This is a genomic window from Aeromonas sp. FDAARGOS 1411 (assembly GCF_019047125.1).
Classification (GTDB): Bacteria; Pseudomonadota; Gammaproteobacteria; order Enterobacterales; family Aeromonadaceae; genus Aeromonas; species Aeromonas veronii.
The window spans coordinates 592,313-613,199 of sequence record NZ_CP077214.1; the positions used below are offsets into that span (position 1 = coordinate 592,313).

Annotated in this window: 16 protein-coding genes; 11 read left to right on the forward strand and 5 right to left on the reverse strand. The window is 60.0% G+C overall.

The genetic code is table 11. The features are described from left to right. Positions 1–14: 14 nt before the first annotated feature. Positions 15–3,890, forward strand: coding sequence for a DEAD/DEAH box helicase (locus I6L41_RS02655; protein ID WP_216961829.1), 3,876 nt, complete (start codon positions 15–17; stop codon positions 3,888–3,890). A 155-nt stretch (positions 3,891–4,045) separates the two neighbouring features. Here I6L41_RS02655 and I6L41_RS02660 read toward each other — a convergent pair whose 3' ends face one another. Continuing rightward, positions 4,046–4,939, reverse strand: coding sequence for a DNA replication terminus site-binding protein (locus tag I6L41_RS02660; protein WP_139493951.1), 894 nt, complete (start codon positions 4,937–4,939; stop codon positions 4,046–4,048). 525 nt (positions 4,940–5,464) lie between these two features. On the opposite strand from I6L41_RS02660, the gene I6L41_RS02665 reads away from it, so the two are divergent. Beyond that, entirely contained in the window at positions 5,465–5,674 is a 210-nt protein-coding gene (locus I6L41_RS02665) for a DUF1127 domain-containing protein (RefSeq protein ID WP_158112369.1), read from the forward strand. A 294-nt stretch (positions 5,675–5,968) separates the two neighbouring features. Beyond that, positions 5,969–6,994: a succinylglutamate desuccinylase gene (astE, locus tag I6L41_RS02670; RefSeq protein WP_216961832.1), complete on the forward strand. Its 1,026-nt coding sequence runs from the start codon at positions 5,969–5,971 to the stop codon at positions 6,992–6,994. 160 nt (positions 6,995–7,154) lie between these two features. Here the strand turns inward: astE and I6L41_RS02675 are convergent, their stop codons facing one another. Next, entirely contained in the window at positions 7,155–8,708 is a 1,554-nt protein-coding gene (locus I6L41_RS02675) for a LysM peptidoglycan-binding domain-containing protein (protein ID WP_216961834.1), read from the reverse strand. Positions 8,709–8,778: 70 nt separating this feature from the next. Continuing rightward, positions 8,779–9,543, reverse strand: a complete 765-nt coding sequence (gloB, locus tag I6L41_RS02680) for a hydroxyacylglutathione hydrolase (protein WP_111899478.1) — start codon at positions 9,541–9,543, stop codon at positions 8,779–8,781. Positions 9,544–9,615: 72 nt separating this feature from the next. Between gloB and I6L41_RS02685 the strand changes: the two genes are divergently transcribed. Further along, entirely contained in the window at positions 9,616–10,338 is a 723-nt protein-coding gene (locus I6L41_RS02685) for a methyltransferase domain-containing protein (RefSeq protein ID WP_216961837.1), read from the forward strand. Here the strand turns inward: I6L41_RS02685 and rnhA are convergent. Beyond that, a complete protein-coding gene (gene rnhA, locus I6L41_RS02690) occupies positions 10,326–10,790 on the reverse strand; it encodes a ribonuclease HI (protein WP_005353268.1) in 465 nt (154 codons plus the stop codon). The genes I6L41_RS02685 and rnhA overlap by 13 nt on opposite strands. Positions 10,791–10,869: 79 nt before the next feature. On the opposite strand from rnhA, the gene dnaQ reads away from it, so the two are divergent. Further along, positions 10,870–11,604 carry a DNA polymerase III subunit epsilon gene (dnaQ, locus tag I6L41_RS02695; RefSeq protein WP_064336501.1) on the forward strand — a complete coding sequence of 245 codons (735 nt, stop codon included), beginning with the start codon at positions 10,870–10,872 and terminating at the stop codon, positions 11,602–11,604. After that, complete coding sequence (locus I6L41_RS02700; protein WP_216963798.1) at positions 11,601–12,866, forward strand: TIGR03503 family protein; 1,266 nt, start codon at positions 11,601–11,603, stop codon at positions 12,864–12,866. Before dnaQ ends, I6L41_RS02700 begins: the two co-directional genes overlap by 4 nt. Before the next feature lie 100 nt (positions 12,867–12,966). Here the strand turns inward: I6L41_RS02700 and I6L41_RS02705 are convergent, their stop codons facing one another. After that, positions 12,967–14,484 (reverse strand): HD domain-containing phosphohydrolase, encoded by a 1,518-nt coding sequence (locus I6L41_RS02705; protein WP_019446605.1) that lies wholly within the window; start codon positions 14,482–14,484, stop codon positions 12,967–12,969. 324 nt (positions 14,485–14,808) lie between these two features. On the opposite strand from I6L41_RS02705, the gene I6L41_RS02710 reads away from it, so the two are divergent. The 5 genes from I6L41_RS02710 (at position 14,809) to I6L41_RS02730 (ending at position 20,848) form a co-directional block, all read left to right on the forward strand. Beyond that, positions 14,809–15,612 carry a siderophore-interacting protein gene (locus I6L41_RS02710; protein ID WP_216961839.1) on the forward strand — a complete coding sequence of 268 codons (804 nt, stop codon included), beginning with the start codon at positions 14,809–14,811 and terminating at the stop codon, positions 15,610–15,612. Between the two features lie 278 nt (positions 15,613–15,890). Beyond that, complete coding sequence (locus tag I6L41_RS02715) at positions 15,891–17,858, forward strand: TonB-dependent receptor (RefSeq protein WP_216963801.1); 1,968 nt, start codon at positions 15,891–15,893, stop codon at positions 17,856–17,858. Between the two features lie 125 nt (positions 17,859–17,983). Next, positions 17,984–19,000 (forward strand): iron ABC transporter permease, encoded by a 1,017-nt coding sequence (locus I6L41_RS02720; RefSeq protein WP_216961841.1) that lies wholly within the window; start codon positions 17,984–17,986, stop codon positions 18,998–19,000. Between the two features lie 7 nt (positions 19,001–19,007). After that, on the forward strand, positions 19,008–20,045 hold the full coding sequence (locus I6L41_RS02725; RefSeq protein WP_182963560.1) for an iron chelate uptake ABC transporter family permease subunit: 1,038 nt from the start codon (positions 19,008–19,010) through the stop codon (positions 20,043–20,045). After that, entirely contained in the window at positions 20,045–20,848 is an 804-nt protein-coding gene (locus I6L41_RS02730; protein WP_076495127.1) for an ABC transporter ATP-binding protein, read from the forward strand. The genes I6L41_RS02725 and I6L41_RS02730 overlap by 1 nt, the downstream gene beginning before the upstream one ends. Positions 20,849–20,887: the final 39 nt, after the last annotated feature.

Genomic DNA, 20,887 nt, shown 5'->3' on the forward strand with positions numbered 1-20,887 from the left:
GCCCGTGAGTCTTGATGTCTGCGTCCACCCTCTCTTCGGATAGTTATGCCCTGCTCGCCACCCTGCAATTGCAGCGCGTTGCCAGTACCCGTTTGCTGCAAGAACAACTGGCGATAGGCCATGCACTGATCGATAAACTGACCCGATTGCAGGATGCGGGGCTGGTCAGATTGCGCGGGGAGCAGCAGTGGAGCCTGACTGCCGAGGGTACGCTGGCGCTGATCCTGGGGGTGCGTGCCGGTCTCTGCCCGGCACCGGACTGGAGCCGGGTGCCCTCATTGACCGGGCAGGATCTTACCCATGCGGTGGTGCGCGAGCTCTGCCGCGGCAAGGCGGGGGAGATCCCCACCTATTTCTCGGCCAGCGATCTGCTGACCCTGCTCGATACCCCGGACGCTCACCAGTTGCTGGCGGGCTCCAGCCCCGCCTGGCAGCAAATGTTGCTGGAGCACTTCTCGCTGCAACTCTTGCTCGATGCCCCCTATGAAGAGCGCTGGCCGCTGGCCAATGCGCTGGTGCGCTGCGCCCCCGAGGTGCAGGCTCGGGCCAAAGCGTTCGAGGCGGAGTGGCGCTGGCTCTGCGGGGATGGCGAGAGCACATCGCCATCCGGCGAGGACCAGGATGCCGCCCCCGGCTGGCCAGCCCTGCAGGCGCTGGCCCAACAGAGCCAGAGCGGCCCGCTTGGCGAGCGACTGCTCACCGCGCTGGGCCAGTGGCAGGTAACCGATGAGGGTGAAGCGGGCCAGTGGCCCCGTTCATTCAGCGCCCTGCTCTGGCTTGGCTGGTTGCAACAGGCTGACCCCGTTATCGCCAGCGAGCAGCGCAAGAAGTGGCAGCGCAGCCTCGGCGGGCAGTTTCCGCTGCTGGCCGACCTGCTCAGTCAGTGGGCCGGGGAGCGGCACGGTCAGGCGGTCGGGCTGTTCGATACCCTGCAACTGCCGGTAGAGGAGCTGCACTGGGGCTACCTTTGGCTCGATCTCTGCGCGCTGGCCCGTCACGGCGCCCAGAGCCCGCAGGTGGCCATGCTGCACAAGTGGGATCTCTCCCACCTGCTCGATGCCGAGCCCCATCACCGGTTGATGGCGTTTTGTCAGGATCTGCTGCGCCTGCTGCTGGGCGAGGCGGCCACAGGGGCGCCCCTGTGCCAACTGCGCGGCAGTGAGGAGAGTGCGCAAGAGGGCAGTGACGAGCAGGATGATGACGGGGACGAGGATAAAACCGCGGCCTCTGCCAGCTGGCTCAACTGGTTGCAGGGGCTGGGACGCTCCAGTGGCGTGCGCAAGCCGCAGGAGCGGCTGGTGTGGCTGCTCCATGCCGAGGGTCCCGAGCTGGAGTGCAAGATCCAGAAGCTGAGCACCAAGGGGGAGTGGACCGCCGGTCGCCGGGTCGATCCGGCCTTGCTCTCCACCCAGTATGCCGCCATGCTCGACGAGCATGACTGGGCACTGGTTCGCACCCTGCCACGGGTGATGGGACGACTGCCGCGGGATGTCTGGGCGCCGCTGGCCGATCACCCCCGCTTGTTCAACGCCAAGGGGCAGAAGCTGCAACTGGCCATCAGTGCCCCCCTGCTGCAGGTGGTGGCTACCGAACAGGGGATGAGCGCGCAGCTCTGCCCCGATGCGGCCGCCCGCGGGGCCCATATCATGCCGCTGGCGCAGGACCTGTGGCAGCTGATCCTCACCCCGCAGCCGCTGCTCGACCGCTTGCCAGCGCTCGAATCCATCCCGCTGCTGCCCGCCGAGGGGCTGGCCGAGCTGCAACGCACCCTGGACGCCATTCCCGAGCTGCCCTGGCACAGTCAGGTTGCGGGGCTTAGCGGCAACGCCGAACTGGCTCCCTGGCCGGGCATTCCTTCGGTGCAACTGGATTGGCAGGATGGTCAGCTGTCGGTCAAGCTGGTCACCCGCTTTGACGATCTGCCGCCCCAGCCCCTTGGCAAGGGTGAATCTATCGTTCGGCAGGGGATCAAGGCGTACCACTACTGGCAGCGGGATCTGGCGGCCGAGAAGGGGCAGGCCCAGTTGCTGCGCAATCAATTGCCTATCGGCCTGCCCGGCAGCGAGTGGCTGCTGCAGGGGGAACAGGCGCTGGCGCTGGTCAATGCCCTGCCCGAGCTGGTGGATGCCGGCGTGGTCATTCACTGGCATCAGGACAGCGCCCGCCTCAAGAGCCTTGATGAAGCGGCCCTGAGCCTGCGCATCGAGCGACGCCAGGACTGGTTCCAGGTCGAAGGGGCACTGGCGCTTGATGAGCACCAGATCCTCGACCTGCGCCTTATTTTGCGCCAGATGACCCCGGGGCAGCGCACCGTTCAGCTCGATGAGAAGACCAGCCTGATGCTGAGCGACAAGCTGGTGGAACGGCTCACCATGCTGGGGGCCATGCTCGATGAAGAGCAGCGGATCAACAACAAGCTGGCCTATCCGCTCACTCGCCTGCTCTCGGTCATTACCACCGAAGGGGATGCGGCGTGGCAATCCCTGCAGCAGGAGTGGCAGCAGGAAGTCGATTGCCCGGGCGAGCTGCTTACCTCCCTGCGGGACTATCAGAAAGAGGGGGTGCGCTGGATGGCGACCCTGGCCCATCACGGTTTTGGTGCCTGTCTGGCCGATGACATGGGTCTGGGCAAGACGCTGCAGGCGCTGATTGTGTTGCGCATGCGCCAGCACCTTGGCCCTGCGCTGGTGGTGGTGCCCAAGTCAGTGGTCACCAACTGGCAGGAGGAGGTGACCCGCTTCGCCCCCGAACTGGATGTGGTGGTGTTCGAGAACCCGGCCGAGCGGGAGGGGATCATTCGCGAGGCCAAGGCCGGTCAGGTGATCCTCATCAACTACGGCATGCTCGGCAGCCTGGCGGAGGCGCTCAAGGCGCGCCGCTGGTCCTCCATGGTGCTCGATGAGGCGCAGCAGATCAAAAACGCCGGTACCCAGCGCGCCAAGCTGCTGTTCCAGCTCGACGGCGATTTCCGCCTCGCCCTCTCCGGCACCCCCATCGAGAACCATCTGGGGGAGCTGTGGAGCCTCTTCACCTTTATCAACCCGGGGCTGCTCGGTAGCCTTGGCGAGTTCAAGCGTCGCTTTGGCAAGGCGGTCAAGGATCCCCAGCACATGGCCTTGCTGCGGGCGGTGATCAGCCCCTTTATCCTGCGCCGTCTCAAGCAGCAGGTGCTGACCGAGCTGCCGGATAAGACCGAGATCATCCACCACATCAGCCTCTCCCCTGAGGAGCGCCAGCTCTACGAGGCGACCCGGCGGGAAGTGGTGCAGCAGGTGCAAAGCGCCGATGGCCGCGCCTTGATGCATGTGCTGAGTGGCCTGACCCGGCTGCGCCGCCTCTGCTGCTCACCGGAGCTGGTGATGCCCGAGTGGTCGCAGACCAGCAGCAAGCTGGACGAGGCGATGGCATTGTTGGAGGAGGCGATCGACGGCGGTCATCGGGTGCTGGTGTTCAGCCAGTTTGTCGATCTGCTGAGTCTGTTGCGGGCCCGCATCGAGCAGAAATCCTGGGATTACTGCTATCTGGATGGGGGCTGCTCCGCCAAGTCCCGTCAGGACTCCATCCTGCGTTTTCGTCACGAGGAGGTGCCGCTGTTCCTCATCAGCCTCAAGGCAGGGGGGACCGGCCTCAACCTCACCCAGGCCGATACCGTGCTGCACCTCGATCCCTGGTGGAACCCGGCGGTGGAAGATCAGGCGAGCGATCGGGCGCACCGCATGGGCCAGACCCAGCCGGTGACCGTGTACCGGCTGGTGTGCGAGCAGACTGTGGAGGAGAAGATTGTCGCCCTGCACGACGAGAAGCGGGCGCTGGCCGATGGCCTGCTGAGCGGCCAGTCCGAGGTGCGCGGGCTGGATGTGGAGAGCCTGCGGGCCCTGCTGATGGGCTGATTGGCGACGCCGCCTTACATACCGTCTATCGATACAGAAAAGGGGAGAACATCCAGAGATGTTCTCCCCTTTCTCGTTTGGGACGCAGATATGGGGTACTCGTTTATCGCGGCAAGGCGGCGCAGTTATCCATGAACCAGCTATCCCTGATCAAGTCACCCCTGATAGAGATAGAGGTGCAGCCGCTCGATGATAGGCTCGCCGCCAATCTTGCGGTCTCGCCGCGCCTGTCGGCTCTTGGGGGGATAGTTGCCCAGATGGGTGACCGCAGGCGGGGTATCCGAGCAGAGCAGCAGAGGCAGGCTCGCCTTGATCTGCTGCTTGCGCGGGGTGCGCTCCAGCCAGAGCAGGTTGATCATCGGGTGAGTCTTGACCGGGCGGCGGATCCGCAGCTCGGCATCGGCGGGCAGACGGCGAATGTCGTACACCTCCTGATCCACCATCTTGCTCCACTCCTCGTTGTTGGAGAGGGCCGGTATATAGCGGCGGCTGCGCTCCAGCATCTCAAGCACCTGCTCGCGACTTAGGCGATTGATTGTCTGCTTGTCAGCCCAGGTAAAGCCGAGGGATTGCAGCTCTCCCGCCAGCAGGGTCAGTTTGCGGTAGACCTGCAAGGTGATCACCCCGGGCAGAGCGGTATGTACCAGCTCGAACTTTTCGTCCCGTCCCCCCGCCTGCTGCACCAGCCCCTTGAAATCGAGCTTGTGCTGGTTGATTTGGTCGATCAGCGGTTGCAGCAAGGGGGCTGCGGCGGCAGGAAAGCGCAACCAGCCGGGCAGCCGATGAGTCGCCTTGGTGGAGCAGCCGGGGCGGGCGCTGTGATCCCGATAGGCTGCGAGGGTGGCCGCTAGCGCGGCTTCACCGTTGAGATAGCCCACCTCAATTTGCTCGATCGGGTCGTGCTCTTCCCCCTGCGCAACCGGAGGGAGAGGATAGACATGAGCCTCCTGCAGCTCGAGTTGGCCAAGCAGATCGGCCAGCTGGTTGAGAGAGGCTTCAATGGCGGCCATCTGTTGACGCAGGGCGGCGGTCGGGGTAAAGGTATCCATCGATGATCCTGTGGTCTGACCCGCTGTTGACGACATCAGGTATGACATCGCTGCGGGTAGCAAAACTACTGTATAAATAAACATACCAGCATGCGGTTGGAGTGCCAAGAGGCACTTTGAGGAGGGGGCAATGTGCGCCTCTGAATGGGGATGTGGTGATGGTTTTATTTATGTTTCAGGGTGTTAAATAAAGATCTCCACAAGATCATTAAATTAACATTCACGTGTAACTCCGCTGTTGCCAGCTGTTCACACCTTGTCCATCCCTGCATATGTAAAGCAGTAAAATGCATATATATATGGGTGCCATGCAGCACAATATGCTGTGCGACTCTGCTGGCCAACCGTCAAAATAATTATTTGTTTAAAATCAAAGCGTTAAAATTAAACCCTGCCGTTTTTAGACATTAGATTTACTAATGTAACGTATCAAAATTCGTCAATTGAGTCGGCCCTGCTCCCTGACTAAGCTTTGCGCATCAAATAAAGCCCAGTGCGTAAACAAATATTCAGAGGAGCCACATCATGGCCAACATGGCTTATACCGAAACCGGTTACCAGCATTCCAGCCAATTGAATCTGGTTGCTCGCGTTAAAATGACCGTTCTGACCTGGCTGGAACGCAGCCGCAGCCGTCGCCAGCTCTCCGAGCTGCCCGAGTACCTGCTCAAAGACATCGGCCTAAACGAAGCTGACCGTTATCAAGAGACCACCAAGCCGTTCTGGCGTGGTTGATCTACCGGGCATGGATGCCTTGTTTTTCTGCTGAGTCGTTTGCTGTTCTGCCCCTGTGGGGACCAACTGCCAGGTCTGTTATTGTCTGTTTTATCTCCCCCCGTTTTCCCCCTGTTATTTGTTGATCCTTTTTCCTCTCCTCTTTATTCCACATCGCTACTGTCATTGCTGTCATCGTTCGATTGTTATCACACTTGTATCGTTAATGTTTGAATTTGTTTAAAAAATGATTTTAAGCCACGATGCCTTGCGTATAATCCGGCCATAGTATTCCAGAGCGAGAGGGTGAGACGGATGATTCCCCAGCACGATTTTTTGGCCTTGACCCGCAGCCATGAGTGGCAGCTTGAGCCCTTTGAATTTGCCCTGCCCGATGGTGCGCGGGTCAGCGTCTGGGATACGGGCGTGCTCTGTCTGGAGCCTGCCAGCGGAGCGGGCGGCCAGCCGGGAGGACGCAAGGATATCGTCCTCTCCTGCGGCATCCACGGCAACGAGACCGCTCCCATCGAGATCTGCAACCAGCTGCTGAGTCGTCTGCTCTCAGGCGAGCTGAGCGCCCGCCATCGGGTGCTGTTCCTGTTTGGCAATCCGGCGGCGATGAATCTGGGGCTGCGGGAGGTGGAGGAGAACATGAACCGGCTCTTCTCCGGTGCCCACAGCAAGGGAGAGGGGCTCTGTAATCGGGAGCGGATCCGCGCCATGCGCCTCGAGCAGTATGTGAGCCGCTTCTTTGCCGAGCCGGCTCGTCCCCGTTACCACTACGATCTGCATACCGCCATTCGCGGCTCGCGCCACGAGAAGTTTGCCGTCTACCCCTTCCCCCACGAGCGGCCTCACTGCCGCGAGCAGGTGCAGTTCCTCGGTGCCTGCGGGGTGCGCACCATACTGCTCTCTGCCAGCCCGACCACGACCTTCAGCTACTATAGCTCCCGCCAGCATGGCGCCCATGCCTTCACGGTGGAGCTGGGCAAGGTGCGGCCATTTGGCGAGAACGATATGACCCGCTTTATCGAAACCCGCCAAGCGCTGCAGGAGCTGGTCACTCAGGATGAGGTGGCGCTGGAGCCGTGGCGGGCGGACGATTTCACCGTGTTTGCCATCGATCGGGTGATCACCAAAAAATCGGAGCAGTTTCGCTTCCTGTTTGCCAGCGATGTGGACAACTTTACCGAATTTCCCCAAGGGTTCGTGCTGGCCGAGGATGGCGAGCTGCGCTACATCGTCGAGAAGCCGCGTGAGGCGGTGGTCTTCCCCAATGCCAACGTGGCGATCGGTCAGCGCACAGTGCTGATGGTAGTGCCGACAAGGCTCTGGGAATAGCGGTGATAGTTTTGCCTGCAGAGCGGTGATGCATCCGCAGGCGGCGCCAAGCCATTGTTTTAGTTGGTGGCTCAGACACAGTAGCGGTTAGCCGCAGTAATAAAAAACGGGGCCAGTCAGATGACTGGCCCCGTTTTTTATCGGGTTCAAGCGGTGAGGCTTAGCTGTTGTTCTTCACAAACAGGGTCAGCTCCTGACCGGGCTTGAGGTAATCCCCTTTATCCAGCTGGTTCCAGCGCATCACATCATTGATGGCCACCTGGAAGCGAGCTGCGATGGAGGAGATGGAGTCGCCACGGCGAACCTGATACACCATCGATTTGTCGCTCTTCTTCCCTTGCTTGGGATAGACCACCAGCTTCATGCCTGGCTTGAGCGCCGACTTGGCATTCAGACCGTTCCACTTGGCGAGCTCTTCGTGGGAGACACCGTGTGCCTGGCTGATGCTCCACAGGTTGTCACCCGAGCGCACCTTGTAACTGACTTTGGCCTTCTGGCTGCTACCACGGCTTGCCAGCTGCTGCGGTTTGCTGGCGGAGCTGGCCTTGCTGCTGACCTGACCGTGGTTCGGGATCACCAGTTGCTGACCGCGACGCAGGTTGTTGCTGCGCAGATTGTTGGCCAGCTTCAGCTCGTTCACGCTGACGCCATGATTCTGGGCGATGCGCGACAGGGTATCGCCACTGGTGACCTGATAGGAGCGGGTACGAATACGCTCGCTCTTGGGCAGATCGGCCAGTGCCAGCTCCAGGGTATCGGCATATTCTACCGGTACCAGCAGGCGGTAAGGGCCACGGGGCGACATCACACCACGGCTCAGGGCCGGATTGACCTCCTTGAGCTGTGAGGTGCGCAGACCTGCCAGTTGGGCGGCCACGTTCAGATCGATCTGGCTGCCGGTCTCCACCACTCGCAGCTTCGGCTCGTTGGCGAGCACCGGCAACTGGATATTGTACTTGTCCGCATTGCTGATCATGTCAGCCATGGCGAGGATCTTGGGCACATACATCCGGGTTTCCCGGGGCAGATCGAGCGACCAGTAGTCGGTCGGTTTGCCTGCGCGCTGGTTACGCTGGATGGCGTTGCGCACCCGTCCTTCACCGGCATTGTAGGCGGCCAGCGTTTGCAGCCAGTCACCGTCAAAGAAGCGGTTCAGGTACTCCAGATAGTCGAGCGCCGCATTGGTGGAAGCCAGCACGTCGCGCCGTCCGTCATACCAGTTGTCGTGGCGCAGACCGAAGTTTCTGCCTGTCGCTGGCACAAACTGCCAGAGTCCGACGGCATTACTGCGGGATCGGGCATGAGGATCAAACATGCTCTCGATCATCGGGACAGTAATAAGCTCCATTGGCAGCTCACGCCGTTCAATCTCCTCTACCATCAGATAGAGGTAGGGTTCAGCCCGGCTGGCAATGGTCGCCAGATGCTTATCATTGCGCAACAGCCACTCACGTTGCTGGCGGATGCGCGGGTTGTCCGGAGTTTCCAGTTGCATATCATCGCTGATACGCACCCACAGATTGTCCGTATCTTCCATTTCGTCCAGCTGTTCATCGCCAAACAGGAAATGGGAAGAGTGTTTTTTATGCGCTTTTTTCTTGACCTGGGGGGACTTGATCGGCTCGATTGCCGTTAGCGCCCGGTCATCCTGATGGCTCAGGTTTTGGCAGCCGCTGAGCAACAGCGCTGCCAATAAGGCCGTTCGTACCTTCATCTCGTTCCGGTCGTTTTTAGGAAAAACAGCTCGCATCATAAGGGGCAATGGCCCCCTGATCAAGGTTTGTTCAAAAAACGTCCTTCCACTGACGCAGGATGGTGAAGGTATCTACCGGATTTTCCACGCATTTTAGCCCATGTTTTTCAGCAGAAAATTTCACTGAATCCTGTTCGCAGCGCAGAAAAATGTTGAAAGTGCGTTCGTCACCCAGCCGGGTTGGCAGGCTTGGCAGCCCCTGTTGCCGCAGTTTGCTGATCAGCCCGATCTGGCGGCGGATCGCCGGGTTGTCCGGCTCGACCGCATGGGCAAAACGCAGGTTGGAGAGGGTGTACTCGTGGGCACAATAAATGAGTGTCTCATCGGGCAGGGCGGCGAGTCGTTGCAGCGAGTGGTACATCTGCTCCGGCGTCCCTTCAAACAGGCGGCCACAACCGGCCGAGAAGAGGGTATCGCCACAAAAGAGCATGCCGTTGCCGTGGTAGGCGATGTGGCCGCGAGTGTGCCCGGGCACATGGATCACCTCGAGGGCGAGGCCGTGCCAGTTGATCTGATCGCCATCTTCCAGCCACTGACCGTGGTGATCCGGCATCGGGTCAAGTTTGGGGCCATAGAGCCGGGCGTGGGGGAAGTGGGCAAGCAGGTCGGTGACGCCCCCGACATGGTCGTGATGGTGATGGGTCAGCAGGATGGCATCGAGCACCAGCCCCAATGCCTCGAGCCGTTCCAGCACGGGGGCGGCATCGCCCGGATCGACCACCAGGCAGTGATTTTCGTGGCGGATCAACCAGATGTAGTTGTCATTAAAGGCTGGAACTGTGATCACTGGATACATGAGTCTGCTTCTCTTTAGGGAGGGTATCTTATATAACAGGATGGCGTTCGAAACCCCGAGTTGAGCCCTATTATGCAGGTGGCACGTACCGAACAACAAATCGAGATCCCGACCAGCTGGTCTGCATTGCCTATGGGGGACTGGGTGGCGGCCGAGATCCAGGATCGGCTCGACAACTGGTGCCCCAATCTGTTTGGGTATCATCTGCTGAAAATTGGCGCCCTGAGCGCTGAACTCTCCTGCAAGCGCTCCTCCATTCGTCATCAGATCGGGGTCGCCCCCGGCGGACGGCTGCTCGACATGTATGGCGATCCCCTCGATCTGCCGGTGCGGACCGGCAGCGTCGATGCCTGCCTGCTGGCTCACTGCCTCGATTTCTCCGCCGATCCCCACCAAGTGTTGCGCGAAGCCGAAAGAGTATTGACCGACGATGGCTGGCTGATCATCAGTGGCTATAACCCCATGAGTCTGGTCGGGATCGGTCATTGTGTGCCGTTCTTGCGGCGCAGAATGCCTTGGTCGGCACGGATGTTTACCCCGGGGCGGGTGACGGACTGGCTGCATCTGCTGGGATGCGAGGTGATGTTCGACGAGCGTTTCGGTTACTCGTTTATGGGTAAACAGAGCTGGCACAGTTGGTGGCGGGAGAGTATCGGGCGGGATTATTGCAGGGCATTTGCATCGGTATACGTGATTGCGGCCCGTAAAAGGCGCTTTCCACTGATCCCGGTGCGGCGGCGCTGGCAACTGCCAAAGTCCCTCACTACACCGGGAATGGCCCGTCAGGGCTGGTAGCCGGTATCCTCGGCCAGATCCTTGCCGCAGGCGGCCTCTCTGGCCAGTTCGTCGCACCGTTCGTTCTCCGGGTGGCCGGAGTGACCCTTCACCCAGAGCCACTCAATCTGGTGGCGACCCACTTCCGCATCCAGCTCCTTCCAGAGATCGACGTTCTTGACCGGTTGCCGGTTGGCGGTCATCCACCCTTTCTTCTTCCAGCCGATGATCCACTGGGTGATCCCCTGGCGCACATACTGGCTGTCGGTGGTGAGGCGCACCTTGCACGGTTCGTTGAGGGTGCGCAGCCCCATGATGGCAGCCATCAGCTCCATCCGGTTATTGGTGGTCAACTTGAATCCGGCAGAAATCTCTTTGCGGTGCTTGCCGTAGACCATCACGGCCCCGTAACCACCCGGACCCGGATTGCCGAGGCAGGAGCCGTCGGTATAGACATCAATCTGTTTTAACATGAGCAATCAATCTGTTTTAACATGAGGCTTGGGGTAAACTAGCGAGTAAGTAAAGCCGAAGTTTGACATAGATTGGATCATGAACACACCCCAACTGAATCGCCAGATCATTCTGGATACTGAAACCACAGGTATGAATACGGCGGGTGGCCCTGTCTATCTGGGGCACCGCATTATCGAAATCGGCTGTGTGGAGGTGATCAACCGCAAGCTGACCGGTAACCACTATCACGTCTATATCAAGCCTGATCGTCTGGTCGACCCGGAAGCGATCCAGGTGCACGGTATCACCGACGAGTTTCTGCGTGACAAACCGTCGTTCAGCCAGATTGCCGACGAATTCCTCGAGTTCATCCGCGGCGCCGAACTGATTGCCCACAACGCGCCGTTTGACGTGAGCTTCATGGACTACGAGTTCAGCAAGCTCGGACTCAACTTCAAGACGGCGGATATCTGCACCATCACAGATACCCTGGCGATGGCGCGGGATCTCTTCCCCGGCAAGCGCAACAACCTGGATGTGCTGTGCGATCGTTACGGCATCGACAACTCCCACCGTACCCTGCACGGGGCTTTGCTAGATGCGGAGATCCTGGCGGACGTCTACCTGCTGATGACCGGCGGCCAGACCAAACTCAATCTGGCCACCGAAAGCAACGAAAACGAAAGCAATCAGGACACCAGTATTCGCCGGTTGGAGAGCAACCGACCCGCCCTCAAGGTGGTGCGTGCCAGCACCGAGGTTCAGGCCCTGCACGAGGCGAGACTGGACCTGGTACAGAAGAAAGGAGGAAGTTGTCTGTGGCGGCAATGAGCAAGTGGTGTGCCGGTCTGCTGCTGTTGCTCTCGCTGGGGGCGACGGCGACCGAGGTATTTGCCCCTTCCGATATTCCGCTGCTGGATAACCGCTTTCGCATCGATTATGGGGTTAAGGAGATAACCTTCATCATCAAGCGCAAGCCGGGCACCCCGTCCGTGATCCTGGTTCGCCCCGATGGAAGCAAGCTTTACGTGGGCAAGGTCAAACCCGCAGATGTGGGTTGGCTGGCGTTGCCGGAGCATGATCTCATTACCCTGCGCAATCCCATGCCGGGCCCCTGGCAGGCGATTGGCGAGGTAGATCCCGACAACCGGGTGCGCATTCTCTCCGATATCCGGCTCGATATCGCCGCCCTGCCGATGCAGCTCTATCAGGGGGAGGTGGTCAAGCTCAAGGCGTGGTTGCTGATCAATGGTCAGCCGCCGAAAGATAAATACTATCTCTCTGACCTTGGCATGACCGTCAAGCTGCAATCGTTCAGCGATGCCGATAAGAAAGAGATCGTGCTGGATCAAGTGCTTGGCCACTATCGCGATGATGGCAAGGGGCTAGATGAGGTGCCAGGCGATGGCATCATGACGGCGGAAGTGACGCTGCAGGATATTCCCGGTGGCAAGTACCGCGCCATGTTCAGCACGGGCAATCAGGTGTTTGTCCGTGCCCGTTATCAAGATGTGCTGCTTTACCCCTATCCGTTCAGCTATAACTTGTCGCCGCCTTCGGATGAGCTGGGTGCCAAGCTCTCACTGCTAATCGACCGTGATGAGCTGGATCCTACTTCCGTGGTGGTCAAGGGGAGTGTGACCAGCAATGTGGGCGGCCTCTACGAGTTCAGCGAGATCGCCAGCGATCCCAAGCTTGATATCGATCTCTCCAACATCAAGGAGGTCGGTCAGCATGAGGTGAAAGCAACCCTCTATGGCACCACTCGCCTCGGCCGTGAGCTGAAAATCGAGTTGCCGGTGAAAACCTTCAATGTATTCCCGCCACCGCCGCCTCCTGTAGAGGTGGTGTCGGCCGCCGCACCGGCCTCCAGTGCCGAGGCGACCCATGAAGCTCCGGCAGAGGAGGAAATGGGCTGGCTGATCTGGGCATTGGCGGGTGGTGGTGTGCTGCTGGCGGTATTGGGTGGGGTCGGGTTTGTGGTGATACAAAAACGGCGTGCCCTGAAGCGTGCTCTGGCCGCTGCACAGGCCGAGAATCAGCAAGCTGGACAACCTGCTGCCAAGCTGGATCTCAATCTGCCAGAGCAGTAACTCTCGTACTTCTCGCTCTGAAGTGACGTGATGCCAGATATAGAAAACCGCCCTGATAAGCAGGGCGGTTTTTTAGTTCATAAACAGAACAAGCTGGCTATCAGTGTTCGCCGATATAGACATCCTTGTTCTGCTCGCGGATCTCGAGGAACTTGTCCAGATTGGCCATCATCAGCTCGACCAGCTGGGGGTCGAAATGCTGCCCCTTCTCCTCTTCAATCAGGGCCAGCACCTTGTCCAGCGGCCACGCCTTCTTGTAGCAGCGGTCCGAACCCAGGGCATCGAATACATCAGCCAGCGCCACAATTCGCCCCTCCAGCGGAATATCCGTCCCTTTCAGACCGCGGGGATAGCCACTGCCATTCCACTTCTCATGGTGATTACCAGCGATGGTGGCACCAATCTGAAACAGCGCCAAATCGCTGCCGGAGAGCATATCCTGCCCGAGCTGGGCGTGGGTTTTCATAATCTCCCACTCCTCCGGTGTCAGCTTGCCCGGCTTGTGCAAGATGGCATCGGGAATTCCCACCTTGCCAATGTCATGGAGCGGCGAGGCTCGTTTCACCAGCTCGCTTTGCTCTTCGCTCATGCCCATCAGGTGGCAGAATTGTTCGGTATAGAGCGCGACCCGTTTGACGTGCAGCCCTGACTCTTTTGAACGGGTTTCGACCAGTTCGCCGATGCGATAGATGATCTCCCGCTGGTTGTCGGCGATCACCTCATTGAGCCGGATATTCTCCAGCGCCACTATGATGTTTTCGGTAAACAGGGTCAGCAGACTGGTATCGATCTGGCTGAGCTGGCGGGTGGTCTCGATGTGGAACAGCAGGTGGTGGCGCGGATTCTGACAGTAGAGCACCATCTGGGTGGCGTTATAGACGTTGCTGCGCTTGCTCATAGCCTGGCGCAGGATCTCCGGCGCGTCCGTGAGGAGCATGGCGGGATGGCCGGGGAGCAGGGGCTCCAATACTTGATCCTTTACCTCATAGGCGTATTGCTTGACGTCGTATATCTGGGTTTCCCCCAGATGGAGCAGGGCGCTGAGCTGCTCCTGGGCGCCTTCGACAAACTGGCGCAGGGCCCGTTTCTCAAAGATCCCCTTGGAGGCTTCGATGACTTTTTCCAGCCCCTGACGGTTACTCTCCAGGGTGCGAATATCCCGATAGGATCGCAGGCTGGCCCGCAGCAGGGTGCGCAGCTTCTGGGAGGTGAGCTCGGTTTTATCCTTGTAGTCGTTGATGTCGTAGTTGGTGACCACGTCATCTTCCGGCGCCTGGCCGGGCTGGCCGGTACGCAACACGATGCGTACCATCTTGTTTTGCAGATCTTCACGGACGTATTTGACGACATCAAGGCCGGCGTGGTCGACCTCCATCACCACGTCCAGCAGCAACAGAGCAACGTCCGGGGTGGTGGCCAGCAACTCTTTGGCCTGCGCCGCGGAATAGGCATGCAGAAAATCGATGGGGCGATTGTCAAACTCGAATTTGTTCAAGGTGATTTTGGTGATGCGATGCACTTCAGGCTCATCGTCAACAATCATCACCTTCCAGCCCGCTTGCTGTGCGTCGGGGAGGGAGAGATCGTCATCATCAATAATCAGGATCTGGTCATCCATCATACAATCCTGTTTGGCATCCTGTGCTTACATTAACTGCTTCACTAAGGATAGGAAACTTATTGGGAAATAAAATTTGATCTCGAAAAACTATGGTCGAAATAAGCAAATGGAACCCTTTGTGACTGTGGCGTTATCCGGCTGCTTTCTTTGTCCAATCATGGAGCTAGCGTGCATAAAGCCTATTTCTGGATTGGGGTGTGGACGCCAGTGGTTGGGGATGTTTGAATCCAGCTTGTAGCTATTAGACGAGAAACAATCTTATTTGATAGTGATTCCTATTTGCGTGTAGCATGGGCGACACACTCAACGAGGAGCCCCATCGTGTCCCCATCTCTGCCTCCCAATCGTCTCCGTATGCTGACTGTCAAAGCTATTACCCAGGTCACCCCCCATTTGCGTCGCATCACCTTTGGTGGCCGCGAGTTGGCTGACTATCCCTTTACTTGCGGTGGAGCCCATATCAAGGTGATGCTGGCCCAGCCCCATCAGGTAGAGCCGGTGCTGCCTGCCATGACCTCGAGCGGCCCGCGCTGGAGTGACCCGGCAGACAAGCCGGTGATCCGCACCTACACCATCCGTGCGTTTCGCCGTGATGAGCAGGAAATTGATATCGACTTCGTGCTGCACGGTGACGGTGGGCCCGCCAGCGCCTTTGCTACCCATGCCAAGCCGGGAGAGAAGGTGATCCTCTCCGGGCCGGGTGGCCCCAACCCCATGCTGCAACCGGCCGATCACTACTGCCTGGTGGGGGATCTCACCGCCTTGCCCGCCATCATGGCGATGTGTGAGGTGATGCCTGCCGGGGCCAGAGGGGAAATTGCGATTCTGGTGCCGGATCAGGCCGATGCTCAGCCGTTGACGCTGCCGGTCGGGTTGCGCTGTCACTGGTTTGTCGGCGAGCCCGAGTCCAGTGGCCTGCTGGAGCATGTGATTGCTCTGCCGCTGGTGCGCGATGGTGGCTTCTTCTGGCTGGGTGGGGAGGAGGCGCTGGTGCTGCCGCTGCGCCGCCATTTTCGTTCAGTGCTTGAGGTGGATCGCCAGTCGCTCTACGCCGTGCCGTACTGGCGTCGGGGCAAGAGTGAAGAGGCCTATCACCAGACCCGTCACGATGTGATGGATAATTAAGCGGATGCGAAAGAATACCTGATTCACGCTTGCAAATAAAAATGATTTGCATTTAGTATTGCGCCGTCCCGATGTCAGTCGGTACGGCGCTTTTGTTATTGATGGCTGCGAGTGGCATAGCACAACGCAGGGCCTGCCGTAATGCACTGATGTTCGGGGTGATGGGGCATGGACGACTGTTCATGCCAATGAACTCCATCACTTTGCACCGGGTCTGGCGAGGTCAGACAGGGATGTCGGTGGTGTTGGCCCTGATTGTTTTATGTGGAGTGTTGATGATGCGTACATCATCCCGACGATTTGCAGTGCATCCGCTGGTGTTATCCCTTTTTGCCCTGCCAGTTCTGGCCCAAGGGACTGCGCCTGTCACCGCTCATGAAACTATGGTGGTGACGGCGAGTAAAACCCGGCACAGCGAGCTGACCGCCCCGGCCAGCGTCTCTGTGGTGACTCGGGCCGAGCTCGACAAGCTCAATGTCAATGATCTGACCGGCGCTCTGAAACAGTTGCCGGGGGTCAATATCAGCCCTGTTACCAGCTACGGCCGCAGCGAGATCAAGTTGCGCGGGCTGGAGGGGGATTACACCCTGTTGCTGGTGAATGGCCGGCGTATCAGCTCCCGCGATGCTCTTACCTCCGGTTATGGCAATGATTTCGATCTCTCCGCCATCCCCATGGCGGCCATCGAGCGTATCGAAGTGATCCGTGGCCCCATCTCCTCCCTCTACGGTGCCGATGCGCTGGGTGGGGTGGTCAATGTCATCTTGCGCCAACCCGGGGAGAAGACTGAAGCGGCGGCCACCTATACCTTCAGTGACCCCACCGACGGTCACGGAGGGGATATCAACAAGGCGAGTGCCTATGTGGGCGGGGCGCTGATCGACAACAAGCTGCTGGCCAACCTGGTGGTGGAAGGGAACCACAGGGATGCCTGGCAGAGCGAGCAGAGCATCAACCCCAAGGCCGATGCCATCGAGCAGCGTGAAAAGCTGGGGATCCTCTCCAACGTCAAATGGTTGATCGATGATCGCCAGGATCTGGATGTAGGGATGAACTACGCCAAAGACGATCGCGAGGCCCACTGGAACAACTACGGCCAGACGCCGCGCAATATCCAGCAGATGGAACGACTGGGACTCAACGCCACCCACGTCGGCCGTTGGGATCAGTTCGACAGCCGGGTCGGCTATGCCTTCGAGCAGGTTGACCTGTTTGACGACTCCGAACTGATGACGGCGCTGAGCAAGACCAGCGGCGATGTGAGCCAGACCAACCACACCTTCGATGGCCAGCTGAGCGGTAATCTGGGCAGCCACCTGCTGACCAGCGGTGCCGAGTACCGCATCACCGAACTCAAGCATAACGTCAACCTCAAGGGGGGCGATGTCAGCGTCAACCAGAGCGCGCTCTATCTGCAGGATGAGTTTGGCTTTGGCGATCTGGCGTTGACCCTGAGTGGCCGGGTCGATCACCACGAGACCTATGGCACCGAGTTCAGCCCCCGTGGTTATGCCCTCTACAGCCTGACGGACAACTGGGTGGTCAAGGGCGGGATTGGCAAGGCGTTCAAGGCACCGACCATTGCCCAGTCCAACCCAGATTATGCAGTAGCCGCCTGTCGCGGTCGCTGCGCCGTAGTGGGCAACCCGGATCTGAAACCGGAAACCGCCGTCAGCTACGAGCTGGGCACCGCCTATGATGGTTCGTTCTGGGGGGCCGGGGTTACCGCCTTCCACAACGATATCAAGGACAAGATCCAGAGCGAGGCATGGACCTCCACTTGGCGTCCGGCGGTGATGACCTATCAGAACGTCAGCAAGGCCCGCATCAAGGGGGGGGAGCTGAGCGGCTGGTTTGATCTCACCGATAACCTAACCCTCTCCAGCAACGTCACCCTGATCGACGGGGAAGACAAGACCAGCGGCAAGGATCTCTATCGGACGCCGGAGCATACCGCCAACGCCAAGCTGGAGTGGCAGGTCATCGAGAGCCTGAGTACCCAGCTCGGCTGGAACTACACCGGCAGCCAGATCCTGCCGGTTCCGCGCATGAGCGGCACCACCTATGAGACCACCGCCGGATTCCACACACTGGATGTCGGGGCAGTCTGGAACGCCACCCGGGCACTGGATCTGAAGTTCGGACTCAACAACCTGACCAATACCAAGCGTGACTGGGTTGCCACCGAGGCCGATCAGATCCTCGACGGGCGCACTGTCTATGCCGGTATGGCCTACAAGCTGTAATGGCTGAACGGGAGCCCGCATTGGCGGGCTTCCGCTGTTGTCACGGCATCACCTCGGGTGACGGCTTTTATTTCAACCACATGTATTTCAACAACATGCGCATTGCCACCATAAGGAGTTAAAGGGTGTTTAGAGACCAGACCTCGCTGTTCTGGCTGGGATTGTTCCTTCTGTTCATACTGCTTTCTCTTTCGCTCGCCACCGGTGCGGGTGTTTATGGTGCCCGCGAGGTGTTCGGCTACCTGATGGGTGACGCGCCTTGGGCGAGTGACGAGAAGCTCGCCATGGTGCTCAATACCTTGCGACTGCCGCGCACCCTCTGCGCCATGGTGGTCGGCGCCTCTTTATCTCTGGCGGCCTCCTTGTTACAGAGCGCGACCCGCAACCCGCTGGCGGAGCCCGGTCTGCTCGGGGTCAACGCCGGGGCCGTCTTTGCGCTGGTGGTGGGGCTCACCTGGTTCGGGGTGGAGTCCGCCTATGGCTATCTGCTCTGGGCCGGACTCGGTGCGCTGCTCGGCAACGTGATTGTGCTGGGGCTTGGCATGATGATTGGCCGCTCCAACCCCCTCAAGCTGATTCTGGTCGGGGTGGCGCTCTCGGCCACCTTCGGCGGTCTCTCCAGCTTTTTGCTGCTCTCCAACAAGATGGTGCTGGAGCAGTACCGCTTCTGGAACCTCGGCTCCCTGTCGGCGGCCAATCTCGATGCCATCGTTGCCGTGCTGCCCTTCGTGCTGGCGGCGTTTGTCATCACCTTGCTGCTCTGTCGCCAGCTGACCCTGATGCAGATGGGGGACAGTCAGGCCCAGGCGCTGGGGATCCGCCCTAACCGGGTGCGAATTGGCGTGCTGCTGGCCGCCACCCTGTTTACCGCCAGTGCCATCGCTATTGCCGGCCCCATCGGCTTTGTCGGCTTTCTGGCCGCCTACTGTGGCCGACTGGTAGAGCCGGTAAAGCTGTCGGTGCAGGTCTGTTTCTCCGCCCTGTTCGGCATGTTGTTTCTGCTGTTGGCCGACATTCTGGCGCGCTGGCTGATCCAGCCGTTCGAGCTGCCCAACGGCGTCATTCTGGCCCTGATCGGTGCACCTGTGCTGATCGCCATCGTTCACCGCGGGGGCTTTCGTACCCTGCTGACCGTCAAGTGAGGGTCTGATGCGTACACCTACCGATATGCTCTGCCTGCGGGCCGGCAACCGCTCTTTGCTGCTCCATCTGCCGAGCTGGCGCTGGCTGGCGCTGCTGGCCATGGTGCTGCTGGCGCTGGGTCTGCTGGCCCTGAGCGTTGGCGGCGGCAAGCTCGGCTTTGCCGGGGTGGTCAACACTCTGCTGGGGGAGGGGACCCGGCTTGAGCAGCTCACCCTGTTCAAGATCCGGTTGCCGCGCATCCTTGGAGTGGTGGTGGCGGGGGCGGCCATGGGGCTCTCCGGCTGTCTGGTGCAGACGCTGGTTCGCAACCGGCTGGCCACACCCGACATGGTGGGGGTCAACAACGGGGCCTCTCTGGCCATCATCGTCTTCTCCCTCTACCTGACGATAGGCAGCTGGCCTTGGTGGGCGGCCCCCATCGGCGCCATCTTCGCGGCGCTGGTGCTCTATGCACTTTGCCGTAAACCGGGTGAGCAGGGCTATCTGTTCGTGGTGATCGGCATCGGCCTCTCCGAACTGTTCGAGGCGCTCGGCCAGTTCGTGATGTCCACTCAGGCCCTGCTGCACCTGAGCTCTCTCTATCTGTGGAATATGGGCAGCTTTATCGCCGTGGGGTACAGCACCATCACCCCCATCGCCATCCTGTTGCTGCTGCTCTGCCCGTGGATCGTCTATCTCTCCCGCTCGCTGGCGGTGCTGCGCTTTGGCCCCGAGATGGCCAGAGGGCTTGGCGTCAACGGCGATCGGGTGCAACTGGGCATTCTGGCCCAGGCCGTTCTGGTGGCGGCGCTCGGCACCGCCATCGGCGGCCCCGTGGTCTTTATCGCCATGGCGGCCCCCATTCTTGCCTCCTGGCTGGTGAAAGACCGGGTGGTGCCGCTCTGGCTGGCGGCGCTCAGCGGCGCCTTGCTGCTGCTTGCCAGCGATACCCTGGTTCGGGGGCTGGCCAGTCCCCACGAGGTAGCGACCGGCATCATGACCCGCATTCTCGGCGGCCTGTTGCTGCTGTTTCTTCTCGTTAACGATCGCCAGAGGGCTGACTGATGACGCTCACCGTAAACCGCCTCCACTTCGCCTATCAGCAGACCCCCATTTTGCGGGACATCTCTTTCAGCGTGCCGAGAGGCAAGCTGGTGGGGATCGTCGGCCCCAACGGCTGCGGCAAATCGACCCTGCTCAAGCTGCTATCCGGACAGATGAAAGCCCAACGCGGCGAGATCCTGCTCAAAGGCAAGCCGCTTGCCAGCTACCCCATGAAGGGGCTGGCGCGGGAGCTCGCCTATCTGCCCCAGCGGCCGACCCTGCCTGCCGGCATTCTGGTGGAGCAGTTGGTGCAGTATGGCCGCCACCCTCATCAGGGCTGGTTCAATCAGTGGGGTGAGGAGGATGCCCGCATGGTGCGTATTGCCTGCGAGCGGATGCAGCTTGAAAGCATCTGGCAGCAGAGCGCAGCGTCCCTCTCCGGCGGGCAGGCGCAGCGGGCCTGGCTTGCGATGATCCTGGCGCAGGACAGCGACATGGTGCTGCTCGACGAGCCCACCAGCGCCCTCGATATCGGTCACCAGACCGAGGTGATGGAGGCGATCCATCGCATCACCGCCGAGGGCAAAACTGTGCTGCTGGTGATCCACGATCTGGCGATGGCGGCCCGCTACTGTGACGAGCTGATCGCCATCGGCGAGGGGACCATTGCCGCTATGGGCCCGGCCCGGGAGGTGGTGACCAAGGATCTAATCGACCGGCTCTACCAGACCAGTGTCGACATTCTGCATGCCCCCGGCGACGGGGCGCCCATTATCGTGCCCCGTCGCCACGAACATGGCCGCACCCTGCGTTCGGCGAGTTGAGTCATATGGGCCTGCTCTGTGGGCCCGCCGAGTATATTC

Excerpts from the sequence above, each read along its gene's own strand:
- astE (WP_216961832.1), top strand. The coding sequence starts at position 5,969 with ATGATTCCCCAGCACGATTTTTTGGCCTTGACCCGCAGCCATGAGTGG.
- dnaQ (WP_064336501.1), top strand. The coding sequence starts at position 10,870 with ATGAACACACCCCAACTGAATCGCCAGATCATTCTGGATACTGAAACC.
- rnhA (WP_005353268.1), bottom strand. The coding sequence starts at position 10,790 with ATGTTAAAACAGATTGATGTCTATACCGACGGCTCCTGCCTCGGCAAT.
- I6L41_RS02675 (WP_216961834.1), bottom strand. The coding sequence starts at position 8,708 with ATGAAGGTACGAACGGCCTTATTGGCAGCGCTGTTGCTCAGCGGCTGC.
- I6L41_RS02665 (WP_158112369.1), top strand. The coding sequence starts at position 5,465 with ATGGCCAACATGGCTTATACCGAAACCGGTTACCAGCATTCCAGCCAA.
- I6L41_RS02685 (WP_216961837.1), top strand. The coding sequence starts at position 9,616 with ATGCAGGTGGCACGTACCGAACAACAAATCGAGATCCCGACCAGCTGG.
- gloB (WP_111899478.1), bottom strand. The coding sequence starts at position 9,543 with ATGTATCCAGTGATCACAGTTCCAGCCTTTAATGACAACTACATCTGG.
- I6L41_RS02660 (WP_139493951.1), bottom strand. The coding sequence starts at position 4,939 with ATGGATACCTTTACCCCGACCGCCGCCCTGCGTCAACAGATGGCCGCC.
- I6L41_RS02705 (WP_019446605.1), bottom strand. The coding sequence starts at position 14,484 with ATGGATGACCAGATCCTGATTATTGATGATGACGATCTCTCCCTCCCC.
- I6L41_RS02715 (WP_216963801.1), top strand. The coding sequence starts at position 15,891 with ATGCGTACATCATCCCGACGATTTGCAGTGCATCCGCTGGTGTTATCC.
- I6L41_RS02700 (WP_216963798.1), top strand. The coding sequence starts at position 11,601 with ATGAGCAAGTGGTGTGCCGGTCTGCTGCTGTTGCTCTCGCTGGGGGCG.
- I6L41_RS02730 (WP_076495127.1), top strand. The coding sequence starts at position 20,045 with ATGACGCTCACCGTAAACCGCCTCCACTTCGCCTATCAGCAGACCCCC.
- I6L41_RS02725 (WP_182963560.1), top strand. The coding sequence starts at position 19,008 with ATGCGTACACCTACCGATATGCTCTGCCTGCGGGCCGGCAACCGCTCT.
- I6L41_RS02655 (WP_216961829.1), top strand. The coding sequence starts at position 15 with ATGTCTGCGTCCACCCTCTCTTCGGATAGTTATGCCCTGCTCGCCACC.